This window comes from Lewinellaceae bacterium (assembly GCA_020636105.1).
Classification (GTDB): Bacteria; Bacteroidota; Bacteroidia; order Chitinophagales; family Saprospiraceae; genus BCD1.
This window is the reverse complement of record JACJYL010000001.1, coordinates 572,978-597,348: the sequence shown is the minus strand read 5'-3', so window position 1 is coordinate 597,348 and position 24,371 is coordinate 572,978. Positions and strand designations below refer to the sequence as shown.

The window sequence follows — 24,371 nt, the reverse complement described above, 5'->3', positions numbered from 1 at the left end:
CGATTTTAGTTTTGTGTTAATGTTATGCAATGGAATCCCTGACCCATTGTTGAAATCAATGTACAATAATTTAAAATGTTCGCAAAATTATTTTTCAGTTTTTTTTAAAAATTTAAATTAATTTAGTGTCTGGTAATACGTTTGCAAAAGGAAAGATGGTGTATTGCTGTATAAATCCCATTGATTTTTAAGGATTTAACAAAAAAAAAAGGAGATACTGAAAAACAGTACCTCCTTTCGGTTGCCTCGCCATAAAGGCAAAGACAGTTGCTATAAAAACTTAAACATATTATCCAACTACAATATTAACCATTCTTCCTGGAACTACAATGACCTTGCGAATTGTTTTTCCATCAATCCATTTTTGCAGGTCTTCCAATTCCAGGGCTCCCTTTTCTACTTCTTTTATGGAAGCGTCTGAAGGAAAATCAACGGTCATTCTCGTTTTTCCATTGATGGCAATGGGATAAGTCACGGAATCTTCCACCAGGTATTTTTCCTCATACACGGGATAGTCAGCCAGGTGAACACTGGATTCATTGCCCAGTCTGTGCCACAATTCCTCATTCATAAAAGGAGCAAATGGCGCCATCAAGCGGACCAGAGGAGCTAAAATACGGTTTTTATTACACTTTTGCTTGGACAGTTCGTTCACGGCCACCATAAATGCACTCACACAAGTATTAAATGACATCCTTTCAATATCATCGGTGACTTTTTTAATGGCCTGGTGTAAAATTTTCAATTCATCTTTGGTGGGCTCCTCTTCCGTTACAACCCATTGGCCATTGGAGTCAAAAAACAGGTACCAGAATTTCTTCAAAAACTTGCTTACCCCGTCAATGCCATTGGTGTTCCAGGGCTTTGCCTGCATCAGGGGACCCAAAAACATTTCGTACATCCGGAAACAATCGGCGCCGTATTGATCCACCACATCATCCGGGTTGATCACATTGAATTTGGATTTTGACATTTTCCCCACTTCAGAATAGGTCACCAGATGGTTTTCTGTTGCTCCATTCGAAGGAGTGAAGATTCCTTTATGGAAAATCCCCTGGCTGCATTCAAAAACAGCCTCTCCGTATTCCGGACGCCAATCGATGAATTTCTTTATGCTGCTGGTATCCAGGAAGGAATCTTCCGTTCCATAGTCATGGACAAAATCCACGTGAACAGGAATTTTCACATAATCTTCGATGCCTTTGGCTTTGGCCAATTTCGCACACATGAAATGGTTGTAACCGTCCTTTTTATCTTTCATCAAATAGATAGACTCAATCACTCCCTGAATCATGCCCTGGTTGACCAACTGTTTGAAAGGCTCGTCCACCGGCACCAATCCCAGGTCATACAAAAATTTATGCCAGGTGCGTGAGTACAACAAGTGCCCTGTCGCATGTTCCGTTCCGCCGATGTAGATGTCCACATCTTTCCAGTAATCCAAGGCTTTACGGCTGGCAAAGGCCTCATCATTGTGGGCATCCATGTATCGTAAAAAGTACCATGAAGACCCTGCAAAACCGGGCATGGTGTCTGTCTCCCGAGTATAACCGCCGGGTAAATTCATCCATTCTTTATGCCGGGCCAATGGAGACTGAGCCCCTTCGGCAGGTTGGAAATCATCCAGTTCCGGCAATTCCAAAGGCAAATCTTTGACATCCATTGCATGAGCGACACCGTCTTTATCGTAAATGATGGGAAAGGGTTCTCCCCAATAGCGTTGACGACTATAGGAAGCATCTCTCAACCGGTAGTTGATCTGTTTCTTTCCAATGCCTCTTGCTTCTGAGCGGTTGATGATCTCATCTATTGCATCAGGGACTTCCATACCGTCCAGGAATCCTGAATTGATCATAACCCCCAATTTATCATGGCGGGTTGCCCCCGGATAGTTTGATTTGTCAATAATATCAATGATCGGAATATTAAACTTGGTGGCGAAGGCAAAATCTCGGTCATCATCACTCGGTACGGCCATGATGGCTCCGGTACCGTAATCGGTCAAAACATATTCTGCGATCCAGATGGGAATTTTTTCTTCCGTAAAAGGATTGATGGCGTAAGTACCAATAAACGCCCCCGTAACTGATTTCACATCCGACATACGGTCGCGTTCAGAGCGGGTATTGACGTATTCCAGGTATTGGGCTACTTCCTCCTTTTGGCTCTCTGTAGTCAATTTGGACACCAGTTCATGCTCCGGAGCCAATACCATAAAGGTGGCCCCAAAAATAGTATCAGGACGAGTGGTAAAAATCTCTATTTTATCTTCAGCGCCTTCTATATCAAAAAACATTTGAGCCCCTACTGATTTCCCGATCCAGTTGGTCTGCATTTTTTTCATGGAATCCGACCAGTCGATGGTATCCAACCCATTCAACAAACGTTCCGCGTAGGCGGTAGTCCTCAGCGACCATTGCAGCATCGCCCGGCGTTCCACCGGGTGCCCTCCCCTCTCGGAAACGCCGTCTTTTACTTCATCATTGGCCAGCACCGTTCCCAGGGCTTCACACCAGTTGACATAACTCACTTTTCTGAAAGCCAGCCTGAAATTCATCAGGACATCATCCTGCTCTTTGGGCGACATGCCTTTCCATGCTGAAGCACTGAATTGAAGGGTTTCTGAACAGGCCGCGTTGATTCCCTCCGTTCCGGACTGATTAAACCGGGCCACCAATGCGGAAATGGGTTGTGCTTTGTCCGCATCATAATCATAATAATGCTCGAACAACTGGATAAAAATCCACTGGGTCCATTTATAATAGCTGGGATCGCAAGTCTGAACTTCCCGGCTCCAGTCAAAACTGAATCCCAGGTTATCCAACTGGCTGCGATAACGGCTGATGTTCTCTGCGGTCGATTTTGCAGGATGTACCCCGGTTTGAATGGCGTATTGTTCGGCCGGCAAACCAAAAGCATCATAGCCCATGGGATGCAGCACGTTAAACCCTTTCATACGTTTGTACCTGGACAAAATATCGGAGGCAATATACCCGAGAGGGTGCCCTACGTGCAATCCTGATCCTGAGGGATAAGGAAACATGTCCAAAATATAGTATTTCGGTTTGTCGGAGTCGTTACTTACCTCATAAACGCCGTTTTCACTCCAGAATGTTTTCCAATGCTGCTCAATTTCCGCTGATTTGAATTCCATGTTTTTTCTGTTGTCGGTCCGCTCTGATGGAGGGACAAAATTTGCTATGGTTTATCAACTAAATGAATGTCATTTTCAGAACAAAAGTTCCTGGGCATTACATTTTAATCCTTGCCAAATGCTTGTTAATAAATTTAAGGGGCGAAAATAAGGAAAAGATTTGATACTAAGATGGTTTGATGTTGAGATACTACGATAGTTCCTTCTAACTTATCAGAAGTTCGCAAATTTCCATTTACTTTCAAAATCCATCTATCTACCCAAAAAAAAGTAGTTTTATTACTGCCAACCGAATTGGTTTGTCGTTTCATTAAGGCTATTTCATGGAAAATGATTCGAGTAGCTTTGAAACAGGATAAACGAGGTGATTTTAAAAGGACGAAGCTAAAAACAAATCACTTCAACTTCGTCACCTGAATAATCTTAACCGGGCAGGCTTCTGCCGCTTTTACATTATCCTCATACTCATGATCATTCACCCGGACAGAATGAAATCCTTTTTTATTTTCTGCTCCGATCAACGTACAACGACCATCCTTTTTGGACATGCGCCAACGGTCGGGCGCGAATTCCACGCAATAGTTACAGCCGATACATTTGATGCGTTGTTGGGTGATGATGATCAATTTAGATATTTTTTTATTGCTTATGTTTAGTCTAAAAGAAGTAATAATTGCAAAGCATTAGCTTAGAGGAATGAAACGTAGAGACATATTGAGATAAAAGATGGAAAATCGGGGTAATGATTGACCTAAATTGAAAAGATTTATTACACCACGATCCCTTTGAAAAACCTTCTACGCTTCCTGAACAATTTTATACAACTTATCCGAAGGACGAATGACTTTTTCGATATTAAAAGTGACATCTGCGCCCTTGGCGGCTTCGGCTACGATTTTTTCATCTACCCAGAGTTCATCGACTTCCATTTCAATCACTCCCGTTGTAGGCCCTGTGATGAGAATTTTATCTCCGGCTTTAAGCTGGTGGGCTTCGATCCGGAAGTGACCGACTTTGGGTTGTGGATAGTAGTGGATGCCTTTACCGAGGTAAACTTTCTTTTGGGTGGCTTTGGATCCCGGTTCTCCTGACCATTCTCCCAGTTTTTGTCCGAGGTAGTATCCGCCCCAGAACCCGCGATTGTAAACGGTTTCGAGTTGTTTCATCCATTCATCGGACTTTTCCTGAGAATATGTTCCGTCATAAACAGCATCAATAGCTTCCCGGTAAGCTTTGATGACCGTGGCTACATATTCGGGAGCTCTTCCTCTGCCTTCGATTTTTAATACGTTTATGCCTGTCTCAATGACCTGTGGCAAAAAATCAAGCGTACATAAATCTTTTGGTGACATAATGTACTCATTATCGATCTCCAATTCAATGCCTTCTTCATCGATCACCGTATATTTTCTGCGGCAATTCTGCACGCAGGCTCCCCTATTCGCAGAGGAGTTGTTGGAATGCAGACTGAGGTAACATTTGCCGGAAACGGCCATACATAACGCCCCGTGGCCGAATATTTCGATTTCCATCAGGTTGCCTGAAGGTCCGCGTACCTCTTCCCTTTTCACGGCATCACAGATGGTTTTTATTTGTCTCAGGCTCAACTCCCTGGACAATACCGCGACATCAGCAAATAGTGAATAAAACTTCAAAGTTTCAACATTTGTGATATTGAGCTGAGTAGAAAGATGAACCTCAACCCCTTTGGACCTGGCATATCCGATCACCCCCTGGTCAGAGGCAATAACGGCAGTAATCCCCGCTTCCTTAGCGGTATCGATGATCTTTTTCACCATCGAAAGGTCATGATCGTATATAATCGTATTGAGCGTAATATAGGTGCGGACATTTTTTTCATTGCATCGTTGGGCAATCTCTTTAAGGTCTTCCAAAGTAAAGTTTATGGAAGAACGAGCGCGCATATTCAGCTGCTCGATGCCAAAGTAAACAGAGTCGGCTCCATTGTCGATAGCAGCCTGCAAAGCCTCGAATGACCCCGCCGGGGCCATCAATTCTATTTTGTCAATTGTGTTCATGCCGCAAAATTAGTGATTTTTGGAAATTAAATACTTCTAATAGAGTTATTTATGATGTTGATTAACAAAACGCAACCTGTTCAGGTTTTATAATGGATTATTTATTTACAAACTTTCACGAGCAAACCGGCGCAACCCTCCAATTTTACGTGGGTAAGGAGAAAATTTTCCATAAATATTTTTTACTTTAGGAACTTATTTGGCTTAAACCCGAAGCTCTGAACCTACCGGAGCTTAAACTTAGATACCATGAAGATTGACCGCAAGACATTCGTTAAAGGATTAGCATTGGGAACTATTTCCCTCCCCGTTTTTTTAAGAGGCTGTTTGAATGAAAATTTTGCTCAAAAAGATTCCCTTCCCGGAAGTTTAAGCAATGAACGATACAAATGGAAAATGGTCACCACATGGCCCCCGAACTACCCGATTTTGGGAGAAGCCTGCAACCTCTTTGCAAAACTGGTGAATGAAATGTCAGGCGGCAGAATGGAAATCCATGTGTATGGCGGAGGAGAATTGGTGCCTGCCCTGGAAACTTTTGATACCGTACGCAATGGTGGGGCAGAAATGGGAAGCGGAGCAGCCTATTACTGGGCAGGAAAAATACCGGCGGCCCAGTTTTTTTCAACCGTGCCTTTTGGGATGAATGCCCAGCAGATGACCACCTGGCTCGCAGCGGGAGGAGGGCTGGAATTGTGGGAAGAACTTTATGCTCAATACAACCTTGTGCCCATGCCCGGCGGCAACTCCGGGGTGCAAATGGGTGGATGGTTCAATAAAGAGATCAATTCCATCGATGACCTGAAAGGATTAAAAATGCGCATTCCGGGCCTTGGCGGCAAGGTGCTTGAAAAGGCCGGAGGATCGGCCGTTTTGCTGGCCGGTGGCGAATTGTACACAGGGCTTGAACGCGGGATCATCGATGCCGCGGAATGGCTGAGTCCTTTTCATGACTATTCTATGGGCTTCCAGGAGATCGCCAAATACTATTATGCGCCGGGATGGCACGAACCGGGAACTTCACTTGAATTTATTCTCAATAAAGAAAAATTCGATGCCCTGCCACAGGACCTCCAGGCGATCATCAAAGCTGCCGGATGGCAGGCTCATCTGTATGTATTCACCCAGATGGAAGCCAAAAATGGCGAGTATCTCGGAATTTTGAAGGATGCCGGCGTAGATATCCGGTTTTTTCCGCAAGAGGTGCTGGATCAATTGAGAATTTATACCAGGGAAGTTATTGAAGAACTTGTTGCACAAGATGATTTTGCTCAAAAGGTTTATTCCTCCTACCAGGCTTTTAGTAAAAAAGCGGCTGCCTGGTCCGAATTTTCGGAAAAGGCTTATTACAATACGCTGCAGGAGTAATAAGCCCTTCAGAACAATTTTTCTTTGTCGCTGTTAAATTTCACATACCACCGGATTTATGTCGTTGACGTATTATTTTCGGCCAAACGGCATTTAGCCCTTAGTTTTGTGAAAAACAGATAAAACACCATGAATAAAGTAAAATTACTTTTGTTATTCTTTTTCAGTATTGTGCTTACGCTTCCCCTGACTGCCGGATCCATGGATCCGGATGCAAATGGGAAAATTAAAGGAAAGGTAATTGACCAGCAATCAAAAAACCCTATAGAATATGCTACCATTACTGTTTACAATACTGTTGACAGTAGTATTGTAACGGGAACGATTTCAGATTATAACGGGGATTTTGAAATTACCAACCTGAACGCAGGCCTTTATTTTGTTGAGATCACCTTCCTTGGTTTCGAAATGATTTCCCGGGATGCCATCGAGGTAGAAAAAGGTTCAAAAGCTGTCGATCTGGGAGAAATACGCCTTAGTCCGGACAAGCAAACCCTTAAGGAAGTAGTGGTATTGGCCAATCAAAATAGTGTTGAATACCAGATCGATAAAAAAGTGGTCACGGTCAGTGAGCAAATGACTTCCGCTTCCATGTCCGCTGTTGAGGTGCTGGAAAATATTCCTTCCATCAAGGTAGATTTTGAAGGGAATGTGCTTTTAAGGGGAAGCAGTGGTTTCACCGTGTTGATCGACGGAAAACCCACCGTATTGGATCCAAGTGATGTCCTTAGGCAAACCCCCGCTTCCACCATCCTCAATATTGAGATCATTACCAATCCATCCTCCCGGTATCAACCAGACGGAACCGGCGGGATCATCAATATCGTAACCAAAAAGAGCCGTATGCTCGGGTTTAATGGGCTTTTGAATTTAAACGGCGGAGTTTTCGGAAGTTATGGAGGTGATTTTTTGGTGAATTACAAAAGAGAAAAGACCAATTATTATGTTAGTGCCGATTACGGGTATCAGCCTTTTCCCGGGGAAAGTTATAGTGATAGGCTCACCACTATTGATGGCATTTCCACACGTATTGTTTCGGAAGGAAAGAGCGAACGACTGCGCAATAACCAAGGCCTCAGGGCTGGGTTTGATTGGGATATTTCGGATAAGGACTTGTTTTCTTTAGGATTGCGTATGGGAAAGTATAACCGTGGAGGAAGTTCTGAATTGGATTATCTCACCACCCAGGAGGCCGACAATTTCTCTATGCATGAATTCAGCATCAATGAATCGGGAAGAAGTGGAAATTATTACAATATGACAGGAAGTTACCTGCATAAATTTAATAATGACCAGCATGAATTGTCTCTTCAGCTCAATTACAGGGCGCGGAAAGGAGATGAATATTCTGAAAATGTACTCAAAGACGAAGGACAAACCATTACCTCAGGGGCTCAGACTACAGAAAAAGGTCCTTCCAACAATTGGGAAATGAGACTGGATTATACAAGGCCTATTGGTTCAAAAAACATGTTTGAAACAGGGCTTCAACTCCGTAGGGGTTTTAGCGTGGATGAAACGGAATTGTTCCTGTACGACACGGACATTCAGGATTTTGTCCTTCAACAGGATAAAGGAAATTCCATCAATTATGACCGGAAAATTTATGCCCTTTATGGCATCTATAAAGGATCGTGGAACAAATTCGGATACCAGGCCGGGCTGCGCGGTGAATATACCTACCGGGATATCCAGGCAGTGGAATTGAATAAGAATTTCACCATCAACCGTTGGGATCTTTTCCCTTCTGTACATTTTTCTTACCAGCTGCCCAAAGAAAATCAGGTGATGGCCAACTATTCCAGACGAATCGACAGGCCACATGGATGGGCTCTCGAGCCTTTTCTCTCCTGGTCTGACTTGTTTAATGTGCGCAGGGGGAATCCAGAGCTGAAACCGGAGTACATTGATGCCCTGGAAATGTCTTATTTAAAATCCTGGGAAAAGTCCAGCTTATCCCTTGAAGCCTACTATCGCATCAAACACAATAAAATTGAACGTATCCTAGAGGTATATGATGAAGAAACTTTCCTGACCACCTTTGCCAATGTGGGGAAGGATTATTCACTTGGCCTTGAAGCCATGTACAATTACACCTTGTTCAAATGGTGGGAACTGAATCTTATGGGAAACCTATACGATTATCGCATCGTAGGCCAATTGGATGAGTTGGCTTTTGAAAACAGTTCTTTTAACTGGAGTGGACGGATCAATAATACTTTCAAATTGACTCAGGACATTCGTTTCCAGCTGGACTACGATTACAATAGCCCTTCCATTACCGCTCAGGGTGAGACCAAAGGTTATTATGCCTTTAACCTGGCCTTGAGATCCGATTTCTTTGATAAAAAGCTTTCTGCCGTGCTTCAGGTCAGAGATGTATTCGGTACCAGAAAACGGATTTCTATCGTTGAGGATGCCAATTTTTACAATTATCGCAGCTGGAGAAATTATGCGCCGATGGTTTCACTCTCACTGAGTTACCGGTTCAATAATTACAACCCAATGGAAAAGAAAGGAGAAAATGGAAACGATAATGGCAACAACAACGGTGAAGGAGGATTTTAGAAAAAAATAGGGATCCCCCCGGGTTTAGTGAATGATTTCAGGGCAGAAGCATTGGCTACCAGTAGCTAAGGGCTTCTGCTCCTGTGTCATTTAATAAAATGGTCAAAATGAATAAGGTGCCAATAACAGACAGGATCAATCTTACCGGAAAAATTATCATTCACGTAGTGGCTTGGGCGACTTTTTTCATATTGCCCGTTTTTTTACTGGACAGTTTTGATCGTATTTATCATTATGCCCCACTTTTTTATGTTTCGTCATGCCTCCTGCTCATCCCTTTTTACTACCTTAATTATTTTAAATTCATACCTGATTACTTTCTTCAAAAAAAGGTAATTTATTATTCAGGGATATTATTGTTAAGTATCCTGATATATATGTATTTGCCCGTATGGATTACATCGGTATTTCCTGAAGGAGAATGGAACCATCCTATGTCCGGCATTCGCCCGGCACACCAGGTGAAACTGCGAATGGGCACTATGATCCTGTTTTTCGTCATTTTGCTCTTCAGCATCATTTTTCATTTGTTCGAATTACAGCGTTTGAAAAAAGATCTGGAAAGTGAAAAGACCAAAGCAGAATTGTCTTTGCTAAAATCCCAAATTAACCCCCATTTTCTTTTCAATACGCTGAATAGCATCTATTTTATGGCGCTCAAGAAAATGGATGAAGCTCCAAAGGCCATCATCACCTTGTCGGACATGATGCGTTATATCCTAACGGAAGCCAATGCGGATTTTATCGACCTGGAGCAGGAAATAAACTATATTGAAAAATATATCGGATTCCAGGAATTGAGGATTCCGAAACAAACCACGTTACATTATCACAAAGAAATCAATGCTGAAAATGTGGTGATTGCTCCCCTGATCCTGATTCCTTTTATTGAAAATGCCTTTAAATTTGGCGTGAGCGCCAACACCAAATCGTCTATTGAAATTTTCATTAAAGTGAACAAACAAATCCTTACTTTAGCCGTGGAGAACAGGATTATTGCCAAAAAGGAAGAGACAAACGGTACCAGCTTTGGTATGAAAAACATCATGAAACGCCTGAACCTTATCTACCCGGACCGGCATGAATTGATCATCCAGGATAATGGAGAAATCTATCGGGTCGACTTGAGGTTAAATCTTTAGGCTTACCCTGTTTGAGAAAAGTGCTGAAACCCGTGACACAAACGAATGGAGTAATGAAAATAACATGTATAGCCGTTGATGACGAACCCATTGCGCTGGAGATCATCAAAGAGTATTGTAGCAAAATTCCTTCTCTGGAATTGATAAAGGTATTTGACAATCCTTTTGAAGCTATTGCTTTCCTTGAAGTTCATAAACCCGAATTGGTTTTTTTTGACATCAATATGCCTGAGATGACGGGCATTCAATTGGTTGGAAGAATTAAGGATTGTCCCCCGGTTATTTTTACCACGGCCTACAGCAAATTTGCGGTGGAGAGTTATAATCTTGATGCCATCGATTATTTATTGAAGCCGTTTGATTTTGACCGGTTTTATAAATCCGTTCAAAAGGCGAAAAAATTTCTTGAAGCAGATAAAGACAAGGTTCTTTCAGCAGATGAAGCTTTCATTATCGTAAAGGTGGAGTATAAAAATGTTAAAATTCCAATATCTGAAATTACTTACCTGGAAGCCATGGATAATTATGTAAAGATTCATGTTGGCAACACTTATCACATGACCCAGCAAAGTCTTAAGAAACTATTGAATCAATTGCCAGGTGAGCAATTTTGCAGGGTCCACAAATCCTTTGTAGTGCCTTTCTCGAAAATAAACTTTTTCACTAGCACCGAGATTACCCTGGGCAAGGTGAAAATTCCTGTTGGCCGCACCTACCAAAAAGATTTCATGGAAAAAATGGAAGCATAGTTTTAGGACTCCTTTTCAGTAATTGCATTTTTTGCAGGATACTCGGTCACTCGTTTTAGCAAATCATACCTGGAATTTAATTCAATAAAATAAACTTCGTTTCAAAAGGTTTAAAAATGATCTGATCGGCATTTTCAGTGGTGTCTTCTTCCAAAACGTTAACCACCAAGGCGTCGCTAAATCTGTTGGTACGGAGCAACTCACTTTTACTCAGAGCAGCTGTTTTTCCTTCCGTTTCACGAACCTGGAGTACGATTCCCTTGCCTGAATCTGAAGGCCTGGCAACGACGATAAGCAGATTTTCAGGAGCAATGTTAATCAGGGAAGCGGAAGCCGGGCTTTTTCCTTTTTCGCCAGAAGTAAAGACTCTGGAGAGCATTGGGATTCGTGATGCCCATGCAAAGCGGGTGGCATCGGCATTTTTTGCACTTCCTTCGGAGGTCAAATAATAACTCCATTTCAATTCACCTTCCTGGCTGGCTTTAAAGTTAGTTGTCCAATAGTTATTCAATACCCAGGAGTAAATATGATTCGTTTCGGGACGGTGTTTGTAATAAAAACGTCCGGTATTGATGGCTCCAAACTGCATAAGCGGAACATCATTACTCCCCATGACGATCTGGCTATCAGCATTTCTGACAAAGGCGAAATTTTGAACGCCATTCCAATCTGACGAGGTGCCTTCCAGCTGGTTTTCTCCAGGATACACTACCCCACCCTGGGCCTCAAAACCAATCTTTCCTCCTGCCAAAACAAACGGGAAAGCCACATAAATGGCCTCGGGGTTATAAACAGCCACTTTGTGTAATGCAAAATGCAATTCGATACGTTTTTCCTTTTTGAATAACCTGATCTCCATGTTCAGGCCCCGATCATCTGCGCATCCCGGAATTTTTCCTTTGAGGAAGAGGCTTTTCCAAATGGGGCCTTCTTCCACCCCTAAAAATTCAATATCTGACAATCCTTGCTGATGTCCTTCCAGGGGCACATAAACGGTGTCCGTTTTATTATAGGTAAAACGCTCCATCTGATGCCTGTTGGCCAGCGTTTCGTATATGAATTGCCCTAATTGAACAGTATCTGTCTGATCGAGTAATTCCTGATTCAATTGTTTGTCGAACAGGCTGGAAATGCTCCCTTTGGTCGTGTCAATCTTCAATTGGTAAAAATCATTTTCAAAAAGGAGGTCATATGAAACCCTGCTCAAATCAATTCTCGTCTCTTCCTCCACGGCGATCTCATAAATTTTATATCCCATTGGGGGCACATTTTCGACCCAAAGGCTCCAGTAAGTCCCGTCACTCCTGCTTTTCACCGCCTGGACTGAAATTTCATGCCCTTCCAGATCGCGGATGCTGAATTTTTTATTATCAGGCAGGATTTCATGGTCAATAAAAGTGACTACCTGACCAGATCGTGGCCAGTTTAAGGTATTAAATATGGCAATAGAAGGGTTTTTCATCCTGGGCAAAAAAGACTGCATAAATCCCATGGCTTTTTCTCTCAGCAGGCTTGAACGTTTTACGGCATCCCAGGCGTACGCGGCCTTTTCATTCCATTGAATTACCGAATTTTCTACCAAAGGATCGGATATGCTTTGATCTGCTCCGTAAGTGTGCTCATCATAAAAGAGCAGGTCGTCCTGTACATCGCTGATATCCCTTTCCATCTCTCCGGGAAATTCAGCCCCTAACAGGGAGGCCAGAGCAATAAGACCGTTATTGGCAGTCATCTCCGCCTGGATGGTCCGGGTGGCCTTGGTTTCCATCATGGCAGAACCGGCCCCGTCTGTCCACCAGTCCGGCCATGCAGCTCGCTGCGTATGCAGTTCACCTCCATGGTTTTTTTCAATAAATTGCATGAACTCATGATCAACGGCCAGCCGCAGTTTTGGCCAGACGAATTGTTCATTCCAGTCCCTGACCATTTCACAGGCGATGGTTGAAGGAGGTGAATTATCGGTGATGTACCCGGAAAACTGGAATGCGGTCCGGTCAAATGGATATTTTTTTTCCTCCAGTTGTTCAAGGTATTCAGAAAGATTGGTTTTAAAAGTTTTTAAATCTCCTGAAATCAATCCAAGGGTATTGCCAAACATATAATGTTCACTTCTGTAGGCCAAAAGCTTTTTCCCGGAAGGGGATTCCCACCAAAAGGCAGTGGGTTTGTCAAAAGGAATCCTGGCCCGGTGACCGTGTTGACCCATGGTGAGGTATTTTAGCCCGATATCTTCTCCGTATTCTGCAAGGCACCACCCTATCCCATTTACATCATTTTGCATGGCAGTACTCACCTCAATTCCTTTTTCCTTAAAGTTGCGAATGGTGCGGGTTTGGGCGGCCAGCCCGGCTTCGTCGATGATATCAGAAAAGTTAAAAAACATGCCCGTCACCTCTATGCGTCCTTCTTTTACTCTTTTTATCAATCGATCGATCTGTTCTTCGGGGCGACTTTTAAGGTATTCCCTCACGGCCCACGACGCTTCACAAGTCCATCTGAATTGAGCCTCCTCCGGATAATCATCGGTCTGGTCACAATAATCAAGGGCATAATCTATGTACCTCAGATGTTCCGGCAGGATTTCCGTTTGTGGTCTTGTGTAACCAATATCCGTATGAGTATGCTGCACGAGGTAGATATACCATTCTTTTACGGGATCCATCGAAAACAGGACGTTCTGTTCCGGCCTGTTTTCGATCTTTATTTTGGCAGTATATTTTTTGGAGGCAGATTCTTTTGGAAGTTTTAATTCAACGCTGTTGTAGCCAGGATTTAAAGTGGTTCGGACTGTTGAATTATTGACCGCTATTTCACAACTGGAGGGTTCTCCGAGGAACGTAAAATCAAAACGTGCGAGGTAAAACTCTTTCCCCTCTTCTTGCTTGACCACCTTTTCCTGATGGATGGACAGGGTATCCTGTATGGCGGATTTAAAAGTCATATACCAGATGCTACCGTCTACGCTATCTTCCCCGACCATTCTTAAATTCACTGGTTCTCCTGACACAAAGGCCATACGGGGAAGAGAAAGCACTGCAAAACCCATTTGGTCCCGGTATTTGTCGATCATGGTCACATGGAAGGTGAGTATTGCCCCATTTTTGCCTTGAACACTCCATTTTGCCTGCTCATTGCCTGACGGGTTGGTAAAGGTGAAATATTTCTCTCCGTTGACGTACAGATCGAAATGATACCTTTTGACATCTGTATCCATTCCAAAGGCCCAAACGAAAGAAGCGGTTGACTCAGAATAATTTTCCGGGATGGTTTCGGTTTCCCATTCAATGGGCCTGAAATCTTTATTGGCCCTCACAATGAGCGATTCAGAGACGTTGGGCAATGGAGAATGGTAGATGAAAGGAAAACCGTGAATATCACGTTGATAGCCCTGGAAAAAAGTACCTGCAGACACCTGACTAAAAGCCATTAAATTTCCTGAAATCATCAAAATAATGAAAAAGAGAAGACGCTTCATGGAAAGAGAATTTTTTGATTTTTATTGTCGAGTTAAGGTAAGCAAAAATCGGCTATTACCGAATAAAAATCACTTGAACTATTCGTTCTTTTTTACGGTAATATAGCGATTTAAAACATTTCTTCCAAGCCTTAGGGCGCGGGAGTTCCCCCTCTCAATACCAGAATAAAATCTGGGGAAACAAAATGACGATCAGCAAAAATGCCAGCTGGATCAGGACAAATGGGATGATGCCCCGGTACAAGTGCGCGGTGGATACTCCTTCGGGAGCCACTCCTTTGAGATAAAAAAGGGAAAACCCAAAGGGCGGGGTAAGGAATGACGTTTGAAGGTTCAGGGCGAGTAAAATGCCGATCCAGATCAGGTTCACCTCAAATTCAATGAAAATCGGGGTGACAATCGGCACCAGGATAAAAATAATCTCAATAAAATCGATAAAAAAGCCTGAAATAAATACCACAGCCATGACTAAAAACAAAAAAACCATAGCGGAAAGGTTGGAATTTTTGATCAGATCGACTAAAAAGACATCTCCCCCCATTTCGCGGAAGACAAATGAAAAGGTAGTGGCTCCGAGCAAAATGAGAAATACCATACTGGTCAGGTGGGTCGTTTCACGCATGACTGCCTTTAAAATAGGCAGGTTGAATTTTTTTTGTGAAATGGTTAACAGCGAAGCGCCCAGGGCCCCCACTGCTGCGGCCTCAGTCGGAGAGGCAATACCGGCTAAAATAGACCCCAGTACGGCAACGATGAGCAGCATGGGAAGAAAAAAAGCAATAAATACTTTTTTGGCAAAATCATCTTTTTTGAACGCGGCGAGTTCTTCCTTAGATATCGGGGGCGCCCAGTCTGGACGAAGATGGGCAATCAAAAGAATATATATTATATACAACACGACGAGTAAAAGTCCAGGAATCAGTGCAGCGGAAAATAATTTCCCTACGGATACATTGAGCACACTCCCCAATAGCACCAATACCACTGAAGGGGGGATGATTTGTCCAAGGGTTCCTGAAGCCGCTATGGTGCCTGTTGCCAATTCTTTTCTGTATCCGCGCTTGAGCATGGTGGGCAGGCTTATGAGGCCCATGGTAATGACCGTAGCCCCTACAATGCCAGTTGAGGCGGCTAATAATGCCCCTACGATGGTCACGGAAATGGCAAGCCCTCCTTTTAGACGGCCAAATAAAACGGCCATCGTTTCCAGCAGGGATTCTGCCAGCCCTGACTTTTCAAGCATGATCCCCATGAAAATGAACAGTGGAACTGCAAGAAGCACATAATTACTCATAACTCCTATTACCCTGGGAGGCAAGGCCGCAAAACTCTCTACCGGTAAAAAACACAGCGCGTAAATAATCGAAATTCCTCCCAGTGTGAGTGACACCGGGAAACCATAAAGCAAAAGCACGAAAATGCTTATGAACAATATGATGGCCAGGAATTCCATATCTGCAGGGTGTTTTTTAGGTGGAGAATGTTTTAAACCATCCTTTTGTGCCAGCTTTGGCCGAGAGGTTTTTCAAAACTACTGTCCAGGGCACCTTTAGTATTAACTAAAGTATCATATACGATGGTGTTGTCATTGATTTTTCCTTCCGCAAAGAGTGCTGCGAATTCATCTCTGTTTACGGTATGAATTCCATCAGCTGCTTTGTAGGAAAAACACATCCGATCAAAAAGATCCAGTCCGAACCGATCTTCGAGCCCTTTAAAGAAATGAACAGAGCTGTCAATGGAGCATCCTCCCGCTCCTACCCTGCTTTCATCGGCAATCAGAACCAGGAACCGATCTTCCAGGACTCCGCCAAAGGCTGTCATCTGTTTGTTGTGGCTCACCCAGGCAATGGCAAAACCTGCCATAGCTTCTTTTACTAAAGAAAGAATATCAGCGGCAATGGGCCCTTTATTTTGATAAATCCAGACGCGGGATGTTTTGGGAAATTCTATAGCTGTTGATGTCATGGTCGTAATATTTTATTGACCAAAAATAAGAACAAATTTGGAATAAAGGTCAATTGCATTGAATAAACTGACCAGGGGAATGGTTTTAATACCGGAATGGAAAAAAAGGAGAACCCTGGCATTGGATTTAGCCAGTAAGGTGTTTAATCCGGACATCATTTTAGGAGTAAAATGATGTCCGGTCAGACTTCCTAAATGTCTTCTTCCTCAACTTTTTTGCCGAGAACAATGTCCATTAAATCTCTGTGGGATTTAAGAAGACTGCTGGTAAAGAGGATCAGGTTCTTGGATTCTTCTAATAATCCAAAGAAGAGCATACTGTTTCGGGTACCTACCGTTCCGTGTTTGATGCGTTTAATCTGATTTTTACGACAGCCGCGAATCACGAGCAGAATATCATCACGTTCCTTTTTCAGCTTATCGGAAGGCACTTCATGCCCTTGCTCAATATTAATTCCGGCTTCCTCCAGGAATTCGGTGATTTCTTTATTAATATTTAAAAGTTCAGTGTGCTGGTCATCCGTGAGTGGCCGGTGGTTATTGCTCACATGTTCGAAACTTGGCGAAATGAGAAAGAAAGTACTATTGGCAACATTCCTCAGGTTTTCAAGAACCCGCGCATAATAATATCCTGATTCAAGCGCAGATTCATTTAACCTATCCACCGTTTTGTTGAGATTTTTTTTGAGGGTGGTCGTTTTTTCGTAAACGATCTCAAAATCCTCATAGGCTTTTTTGAGGAGTTTCCGGTCTTCTGCAGCCAATCCAGTCAAATATTCCCCCAGAGCAATTTTTACATTTTCGAGCAGGTAAAGCAGGTACTCCTGGCTTTTTTGAACCAATTTTGAGGAAGTAATCTGGTCTTCTGTTTCCGACTCATGTTGCATGGCTCCTTTTTTTTCTTCCCGGCGACGGTGCAGGGCATGGGTTCTGAAGATGATAAAAATAGCGACTGCAATCATTGCGAAGATACCTACCGTTCCTCCATAATGAAAGAGCAATGCCATGCCAAATGCCAGCGAAAATGCCATAAAGGCCGTAAAAAACCAGCCTCCAATTACAGACAATACCCCGGAAATGCGGTAAACAGCACTTTCTCTTCCCCAGGCTCCGTCCGCCAGGGAAGATCCCATGGCCACCATAAAGGTTACATAAGTAGTGGATAAGGGTAACTTTTGAGCGGTAGCATAGGAGATTAGAATACTGGCCATAAATAAGTTGACGGAGGCCCTTAGCAAGTCAAAAGAAGGAGTATCTGCATTGTCCGTAAGTGAGGTACGATCGAACCTGTTTTTCATCCAGCTTGTTGCAGCATCGGGGACTATTTTAGATATATTTCCTATTCCGGAGAAAGATCTCACCAAAAAACGAGATAACATGGAAGACTCGAAACGTTCGTAACCCACCTCCTGTTTGGCCAGGTTGATCTCTGTTTCAGTCACCGAACGTGCTTTTTTGGAAAACCATAAAGTGACCGCCATGATGGCTCCGGCCAGTAACAAAAAAAATGGCGGGGTCTTCACGGCTCCGGCAAGGCCGGACATCAGGTATTCATTGGCTGCAAAATTCGTTTGAGCCGACCATTCCCTGAAGGCTTCATATCCGGCAAGGGGTACCCCGATGAAATTAACGAGGTCATTACCGGCAAAGGCCATTGCCAGGGCAAAAGTACCAACCAAAACGACGATCCGGAGGATATTGATGCGGAAAACCAGGTAAACAATTTGAAGAATAACCGACCAGGCTACGAAGCTGAAAGCTAAAATCTTCAGGGTGTTTTCCTGGATATATGCCGCAGTTTCATTGGAGATAAAAGCAGAACCCTTAGCCCCTTTCACCAGGATAAAATAGGTAATGGCCGTAATAGCCAACCCTCCCCAAACAGAACCGAGGTATTTTAGTTTTTTCTCATAATCAAAAGTAAACACCAGTCGTCCAAAAAACTGTGCGACCAATCCACTAATAAACGCAATGGCCACCGACAATAATATCCCGGAAATGATGGCCAGGGCTTTGGCGGAATTGATGAGATCTCCCATTTGGTATCCCAAAGGATTTTCTCCGTTAACTTTGATCATCGAAATGGCTACAGCGGCTCCCAACAACTCAAATACAATGGATACCGTGGTAGAAGTGGGCATCCCAAAAGTATTGAAAAGATCGAGAAGAATAACATCTGTGATCATTACGGCCAGGAAAATGATGATGATCTCATCAAAAAAGAAATTCTGTGGGTGAAAAATCCCTTTCCTGGCCACTTCCATCATTCCACTCGAAAAACTGGCTCCCAGCAATATACCCAACGTGGCAATGATCATGATGGTTTTAAAGGTTGCAGCTTTTGAGCCGATGGCTGAATTCAGGAAATTAACTGCGTCATTACTCACTCCGACGACCAGGTCGGAAATTGCCAATAAAAAAAGGACGATGACTAACCCTAAAAATATCGTTCCCATAATCTGTTTTAGTATAAAAAAGCAATTTTACGTAAGATTACCCTTAAAAGAGACTTTTCTATGTTAACTATACATTAAAATTTAACCGTCTTTTCCTGCTTTAAAAAACCGCAATAAAAAAGCCGCAGGATCAAGGATAAAATTCATCCTTAATCCTGCGGCTCAAAGTACTTATTTATTAATTATTTCTTAAATAATACAGCCAATAATTGGCAAGATCAATTAAGCTTTATCTTTCTTGCCTTCTTTGCTCATCCCTGCGCCTAAATCAGAAGCTGCCTTTCCTTTGGCAGCTTTCTTTTTCCCTTTTACTGTTTCTGCCAATTTGAGTGCATTATAGGTGCTGACAATTCCCCCCGTCACACTCAGTTTCTTAAAGGAAACCTTTTTCTCTTCGTCTCCGGGTACCTCAACGAGTTGTGTTTGTGGCACCGCAGAATCCATGATGATCTGCTTCACCTGCTTAGCAGTAAGGTCAGGGTAATAAGAACGCAATAATGCGGCTACACCAGCAACCATTGGAGAAGCCATGCTGGTTCCCTGAAGATTTTTGTATTGATTATTGGGAACCGTAGCCCTGATTTGCTCGCCGGGAGCAAAAACGTCCACGTTGGTTGGGCTGTAATTAGAAAAAGAGGCAGTCATGGTTTCATCCATTTCCGGTCCTATGGCCCCTACTTCAATCCAGTTTTCAGCGTATTTAGGCTTGAATAATTTACGCTTTGCATATTTGTCATTAGGATAGTTGTTTTCGAAAGTCACTTCCTTGCCATCATTACCGGCCGCATGTACCAACAGCACATCGTGTTTTGCGGCATAACGCACCGCATCATCCACCACTTCTTTGTATGGAGAAGGCGCTTTTCCAAAACTCATATTGATCACGCTGGCCCCGTTGTCCACAGCATAACGAATGGCATTGGCTACGTCTTTATCTCTTTCATCACCGTTTGGCACGGTCCTTACGGACATGATTTGTACATTGGTAGCCACTCCGTTCGTTCCGATGCCATTATTTCTGACTGCAGCTATAATTCCTGCAACGTGTGTTCCGTGAAGCGCATCAGGACCTTCTACATCATTATTTCCATAGTTCCATTCAGTTTTATCAGCAATATTATCCCCTACGATAGAGCGGGCATCGAAATCAGGGTTATAATTGTAATTATACTGTTGATCGTAATATTCGTAAGCACCTTCCAATTCATCTATGATGTCCTGGAAAGAAGCTCCTTCAGCCATGTAATTTGCGAGGTTCGGAGCCATATTAGATAACATCTGATCGTCAGATTTAAAATTTTTAAGATCGTCTACTGTGATGTCCGCAGGTGCTTTTCCTATCTCCTTGGCCATATTTTTTACGGCTCCGGCCAGCATTTCGAATTGTTGCACTTTAGGCTCTGTTTTTTTCCTTTCCTCATTGATGGACTTTTCATAATCCTTATATGTTTCATATTCTTTCGTTTCTTTTTTGGAAAGCTTTGAAACATCTTTTCCCTCATATTTCGCTTTGAGCATATTATAAACGCGAACCACTTCAAGGTTTTCTCCGTTCACATTTTTGCCGTCTTTTCCTCCGATAAAGTTCCATCCGTGCACATCGTCGATATAACCGTTTTTATCATCGTCAATGCCGTTGCCTGGAATTTCACCTTTATTGACCCACATGATGTCTTTAAGGTCCTCATGTTCATAGTCGACCCCAGAGTCGATCACGGCAACGATGACCGTTTCGCCTTTTTTGTCCTTCAATAGTTCCTTATAAGCCTTTTCAGTACTCATTCCGGAAACCCCGTCCGTCTTTGGATCAAGGTTATACCAGTTTTCAGGAACTGATGTACTCTGAGCGAAAATTAAATTTGTTGCCAGCAGGCTCACAAATAATACCAATAACTTGAATTTCATAAATTTACATTTCTTAATGTGGTTAATTTGGCCACATCTATTGTTAAATAATCTGCAAGCTTGACTTGCCATTAAAATTTACCCTGTAACATTAACAGTTGTTCGATTGGATTTATTATTGGTGGAATAAACTTCCTGAAATGATGATGAAAGCGTCACAAATATCGAAATAAAACAAGAATTTTTGTTTTAAACGGCCGCAATATCGCCCAATTTCAAAAAAAACCGGACAAACGTAATAATTAATAGGATGAAATGATGCTAATTAACCTTAAAATAATTTCATGTCCGTCAGTTTTTCCAAAATGCACAAATAATCCCCGTGGCCACTGCTGCATTTAAAGACTCCGCTCCGGATTGTGCGGTTGCAGGAATGCTGATTTTTTTTGTCAAAAAAGGGTAATTTTCAGGAGATATGCCTTTGCCTTCGTTACCGATCACGATCAATCCTTCATTTTTTCGGTCAATTTTGAAAATATTTTCTCCATCCATAACCGCTCCAAAAACAGGCATATGGTCGTTTGCGTTAATGATGGATTCCAGTGTTGCTACCGGCGTATTTACCCTTAAAAATGCTCCCATGGTGGATTGAATTACCTTGGGGTTGTACACATCCACTGTTCCCGGGGAACAGATCACCTGTCGAATACCAAACCAATCAGCAATACGCAGTATGGTTCCCAAATTTCCGGGATCCTGGATATCGTCGAGAAAAAGGTTTATTTCAGTTTTGATCAGTACGCTGTCAATCTCATAACTTGGTATGTCGAGTATTGCCAGAACCTGGTTGGGTGTTTTCAGAGTGGAAATTCTTTCCAGCTCACCGGACGAAATCTTAACTATTTTATCATCGGATATTTTGTTTGCCAGGTCATGCGTTTTAATCCAGGAGTCGGTGGCGTAAAGGAAGTCGATGGCAGTATCTTCTTGCATGAGGATTTCCCCAACCATTTTATCCCCTTCTACGATGAATTTGTTATACTTTTGTCTAAATTTTTTAATCCTGAGGGATTGAATGAATTTTATGCTGTTTTTGGATATCGCCATTTATGAATAATAATTTGACCGCAAAATACAGTTTTATTCTGATTACATTAGTTGTCTTACTGACTTCCTGTAATAGTACAAAATTCCTGGGGGAAGATGAATATCTTATTGAAAAAAATACAACTTCCCTGAAAACCAAAGACAAAATTGAAAATAAAAGGACGCTTAGATACGAGCTTACTTACCTTTATAAACAAAAAGAAAATACCAATTTCTTATTTTTCTTCCCACGTGAATGGTTTTATTTCGCCACCCAGGATAGCAAGGATACCACTTCCCTGGATCGGCTTCAACGTAAATATATTGCCGAAATCCCTGCTGTCTATAGTGATTCCCTTACCCGGGCCACTGCGAATGCCATGCGTTATTATTTGCATCATAAAGGATATTATTATGCAGAAGTGGACTATGTAACCAAAATTAAGCGAAAAAAAATCAGCGTCAATTATAATGTGGTCCCAAACCAGCAATTTAAAATTGATTCGGTATTCTTCCACAGTTCCGATCAGCAGGTGGATAGCATCCTTCAGAGGATAGCCGCCAACACTTATCTAAAACGAGGACAGGGATTTGACCTGAATTTATTTGAATCCGAAAAAACGAGGGTCAGTGATTACCTCAATAATTCCGGCTACGCTTATTTTTATCCGAGTTACATCGATAAAATGGATGTGGATACTTTTCAGCATAGCGGCAAAGCCAATCTGTATTTTGAAGTCCTGCCGCCTCCAGAAGACAGCATTCATAAAAAGTACAGGATCGGTGAGATCGTCATTTTCCCGGATTATGACCCTGTAAGAAATACGCCTCCATTAATCGATACCCTTATTGAAGGCTACCGAATAATCTCCAATGATTCCCGGTTCATTATTAAGCCTTCTGTGCTTATCAGTTCCCTTTATATAAAAAAAGGTGAGGTTTATAAACAAAAACAACTGGACCTGACCCACCGTCAGTTATCGGAATTAGGCATCTATCGTTTTATCAGGATCAAAGAAACGGCGGATCCGCTCGAACCGGATGTGCTGAATATACGGATAGAACTAACCCCGGCCTTTAAGATGGAAATGGGCTGGGATTTTGAAGTCAATTATACCAACAGCAATTCTTCGGCCACTCCTGCCGATCTTTTTGGGGTTTCTTTTAAACCGAGTTTTAAGAACAGGAATCTTTTTCACGGGGCTGAATTAATGGTGATAGACCTAAATACAGGTGTCGAGGTGAGTCCCTTTGATAGTACCCGATTTTGGAACACCATTGATGCAAGCCTACAGACCGATCTTTTTCTACCTAAATTCCTGGACTATTTTGGTTTTTGGCAAGGGATGCACAATATTCCGTTTGGAAAAAAAAGACAGTTGATCAATACCAGTTTTTACAATTCGTTATTGGAAAATTCAGCTACAAGAATTTCTGCCGGGTACACTTTCCAGTTTATCCTGGACTGGTACAGGAGCAACCTTTTAAGCGCTTCCTATGGTTATGATCTGCAGCGGTCGGTTACCCAAAAATATACCATCAACCATATAGGTATCGATTATTTTTACCCTAAAACCGAACCCTATTTTGAAGATGAGATTCTGGCATCCAATGATTTTTTTAAGCGAAGTTTCGGGAAACAGGTTTTTGTGAGTTTGTTATTCAAAAACCTGGATTACAGTTTCACCAGCCGCCAAAACAGGTTTGGAGAAACCACCTATGCCGGGTTATCCTTTGAACTGGCAGGGATGGAAGTTTGGGGAATAAATGCCTTGTACAACGAATTTTCTCTCAACCCGAAAATTTTCCAGCCAGGAAAAGACATTCAGTTTTCACAATATTTCAGGTTCGAAAGTGAATTGCATTATCAACGGAGGTTAAATGTCAGGAACCAATTCGCTTCCCGAATGAATATTGGGATTGCCAAAGCTTTTGGTTTTACCTCGGATGTGCCTTATGTCAAACAGTTTGCATCTGGCGGTTCCAATAGTATAAGAGCGTGGCTACCGCGCGGTCTCGGTCCCGGCGGATATCTCGATCCTTTGTCATTAAATAAAGAAAACAGAAACCGGCTTTACCAAAAAGGAGATTTGAGGTTGGAGCTAAATGCAGAATACCGGTTTAATATTATCGGCCCCCTCAATATGGCCGTTTTACTGGATATCGGCAACATCTGGACCACTAAACTCGACACCAGCCGTTATGGTTCACAGTTTCTCTTTAAGAGAAAATGCGTTTATGGTTGTGTGGATAATGAACCGGGGCTAAAGATATATAACGATGCCTTTTTACAACAACTGGCCATTGGCACCGGGCTGGGAATACGAATGGATGTGTCTTATTTTGTTTTTCGCCTCGATATGGGACTGAAACTGCGAAACCCCTACCCTGAAATCAGGAATGAGAACGGCTCCGGTTCAGGGTATTGGCAATCTCCCAGAAAGTGGAGCCTGAGAGACGCCACCTTTAATTTTGGATTGGGTTATCCGTTTTAGCTTCTGGTTTTAACCGCTTCTAGCAG

14 protein-coding genes are annotated in these 24,371 nt (G+C 42.6%); 5 read left to right on the top strand and 9 right to left on the bottom strand.

Features of this window, described 5'->3' with window-relative positions; translation table 11 throughout:
- Window positions 1-289: 289 nt before the first annotated feature.
- The 3 genes from H6571_02125 to H6571_02115 form a co-directional block, all read right to left on the bottom strand.
- Entirely contained in the window at window positions 290-3,154 is a 2,865-nt protein-coding gene (locus tag H6571_02125; GenBank protein ID MCB9322514.1) for a leucine--tRNA ligase, read from the bottom strand.
- A gap of 395 nt (window positions 3,155-3,549) precedes the next feature.
- A complete protein-coding gene (locus H6571_02120; GenBank protein MCB9322513.1) occupies window positions 3,550-3,780 on the bottom strand; it encodes a ferredoxin in 231 nt (76 codons plus the stop codon).
- 171 nt (window positions 3,781-3,951) lie between these two features.
- A complete protein-coding gene (locus H6571_02115) occupies window positions 3,952-5,193 on the bottom strand; it encodes a U32 family peptidase (protein ID MCB9322512.1) in 1,242 nt (413 codons plus the stop codon).
- Window positions 5,194-5,442: 249 nt separating this feature from the next.
- Here H6571_02115 and H6571_02110 point away from each other — a divergent pair, with 249 nt between their 5' ends.
- The 4 genes from H6571_02110 (at window position 5,443) to H6571_02095 (ending at window position 11,020) form a co-directional block, all read left to right on the top strand.
- The gene (locus H6571_02110) at window positions 5,443-6,561 is read left to right on the top strand and encodes a TRAP transporter substrate-binding protein (GenBank protein MCB9322511.1); all 1,119 of its coding nucleotides are present in this window, start codon (window positions 5,443-5,445) and stop codon (window positions 6,559-6,561) included.
- 129 nt (window positions 6,562-6,690) lie between these two features.
- A complete protein-coding gene (locus tag H6571_02105; GenBank protein MCB9322510.1) occupies window positions 6,691-9,129 on the top strand; it encodes a TonB-dependent receptor in 2,439 nt (812 codons plus the stop codon).
- A 107-nt stretch (window positions 9,130-9,236) separates the two neighbouring features.
- A complete protein-coding gene (locus tag H6571_02100) occupies window positions 9,237-10,271 on the top strand; it encodes a sensor histidine kinase (GenBank protein MCB9322509.1) in 1,035 nt (344 codons plus the stop codon).
- A 53-nt stretch (window positions 10,272-10,324) separates the two neighbouring features.
- Window positions 10,325-11,020, top strand: coding sequence for a response regulator transcription factor (locus H6571_02095; GenBank protein MCB9322508.1), 696 nt, complete (start codon window positions 10,325-10,327; stop codon window positions 11,018-11,020).
- Between the two features lie 76 nt (window positions 11,021-11,096).
- Here H6571_02095 and H6571_02090 read toward each other — a convergent pair whose 3' ends face one another.
- The 6 genes from H6571_02090 to H6571_02065 form a co-directional block, all read right to left on the bottom strand.
- Window positions 11,097-14,495, bottom strand: a complete 3,399-nt coding sequence (locus H6571_02090; protein ID MCB9322507.1) for a hypothetical protein — start codon at window positions 14,493-14,495, stop codon at window positions 11,097-11,099.
- A 154-nt stretch (window positions 14,496-14,649) separates the two neighbouring features.
- Window positions 14,650-15,948, bottom strand: coding sequence for a TRAP transporter large permease subunit (locus H6571_02085; protein ID MCB9322506.1), 1,299 nt, complete (start codon window positions 15,946-15,948; stop codon window positions 14,650-14,652).
- A gap of 32 nt (window positions 15,949-15,980) precedes the next feature.
- A complete protein-coding gene (locus tag H6571_02080) occupies window positions 15,981-16,463 on the bottom strand; it encodes a hypothetical protein (protein ID MCB9322505.1) in 483 nt (160 codons plus the stop codon).
- Between the two features lie 191 nt (window positions 16,464-16,654).
- The gene (locus tag H6571_02075; GenBank protein ID MCB9322504.1) at window positions 16,655-18,919 is read right to left on the bottom strand and encodes an inorganic phosphate transporter; all 2,265 of its coding nucleotides are present in this window, start codon (window positions 18,917-18,919) and stop codon (window positions 16,655-16,657) included.
- A 222-nt stretch (window positions 18,920-19,141) separates the two neighbouring features.
- Window positions 19,142-20,824, bottom strand: coding sequence for a S8 family serine peptidase (locus H6571_02070; GenBank protein ID MCB9322503.1), 1,683 nt, complete (start codon window positions 20,822-20,824; stop codon window positions 19,142-19,144).
- A 291-nt stretch (window positions 20,825-21,115) separates the two neighbouring features.
- A complete protein-coding gene (locus tag H6571_02065) occupies window positions 21,116-21,871 on the bottom strand; it encodes an RNA methyltransferase (protein ID MCB9322502.1) in 756 nt (251 codons plus the stop codon).
- Between the two features lie 2 nt (window positions 21,872-21,873).
- Here H6571_02065 and H6571_02060 point away from each other — a divergent pair, with 2 nt between their 5' ends.
- The gene (locus tag H6571_02060) at window positions 21,874-24,345 is read left to right on the top strand and encodes a BamA/TamA family outer membrane protein (GenBank protein MCB9322501.1); all 2,472 of its coding nucleotides are present in this window, start codon (window positions 21,874-21,876) and stop codon (window positions 24,343-24,345) included.
- Window positions 24,346-24,371: the final 26 nt, after the last annotated feature.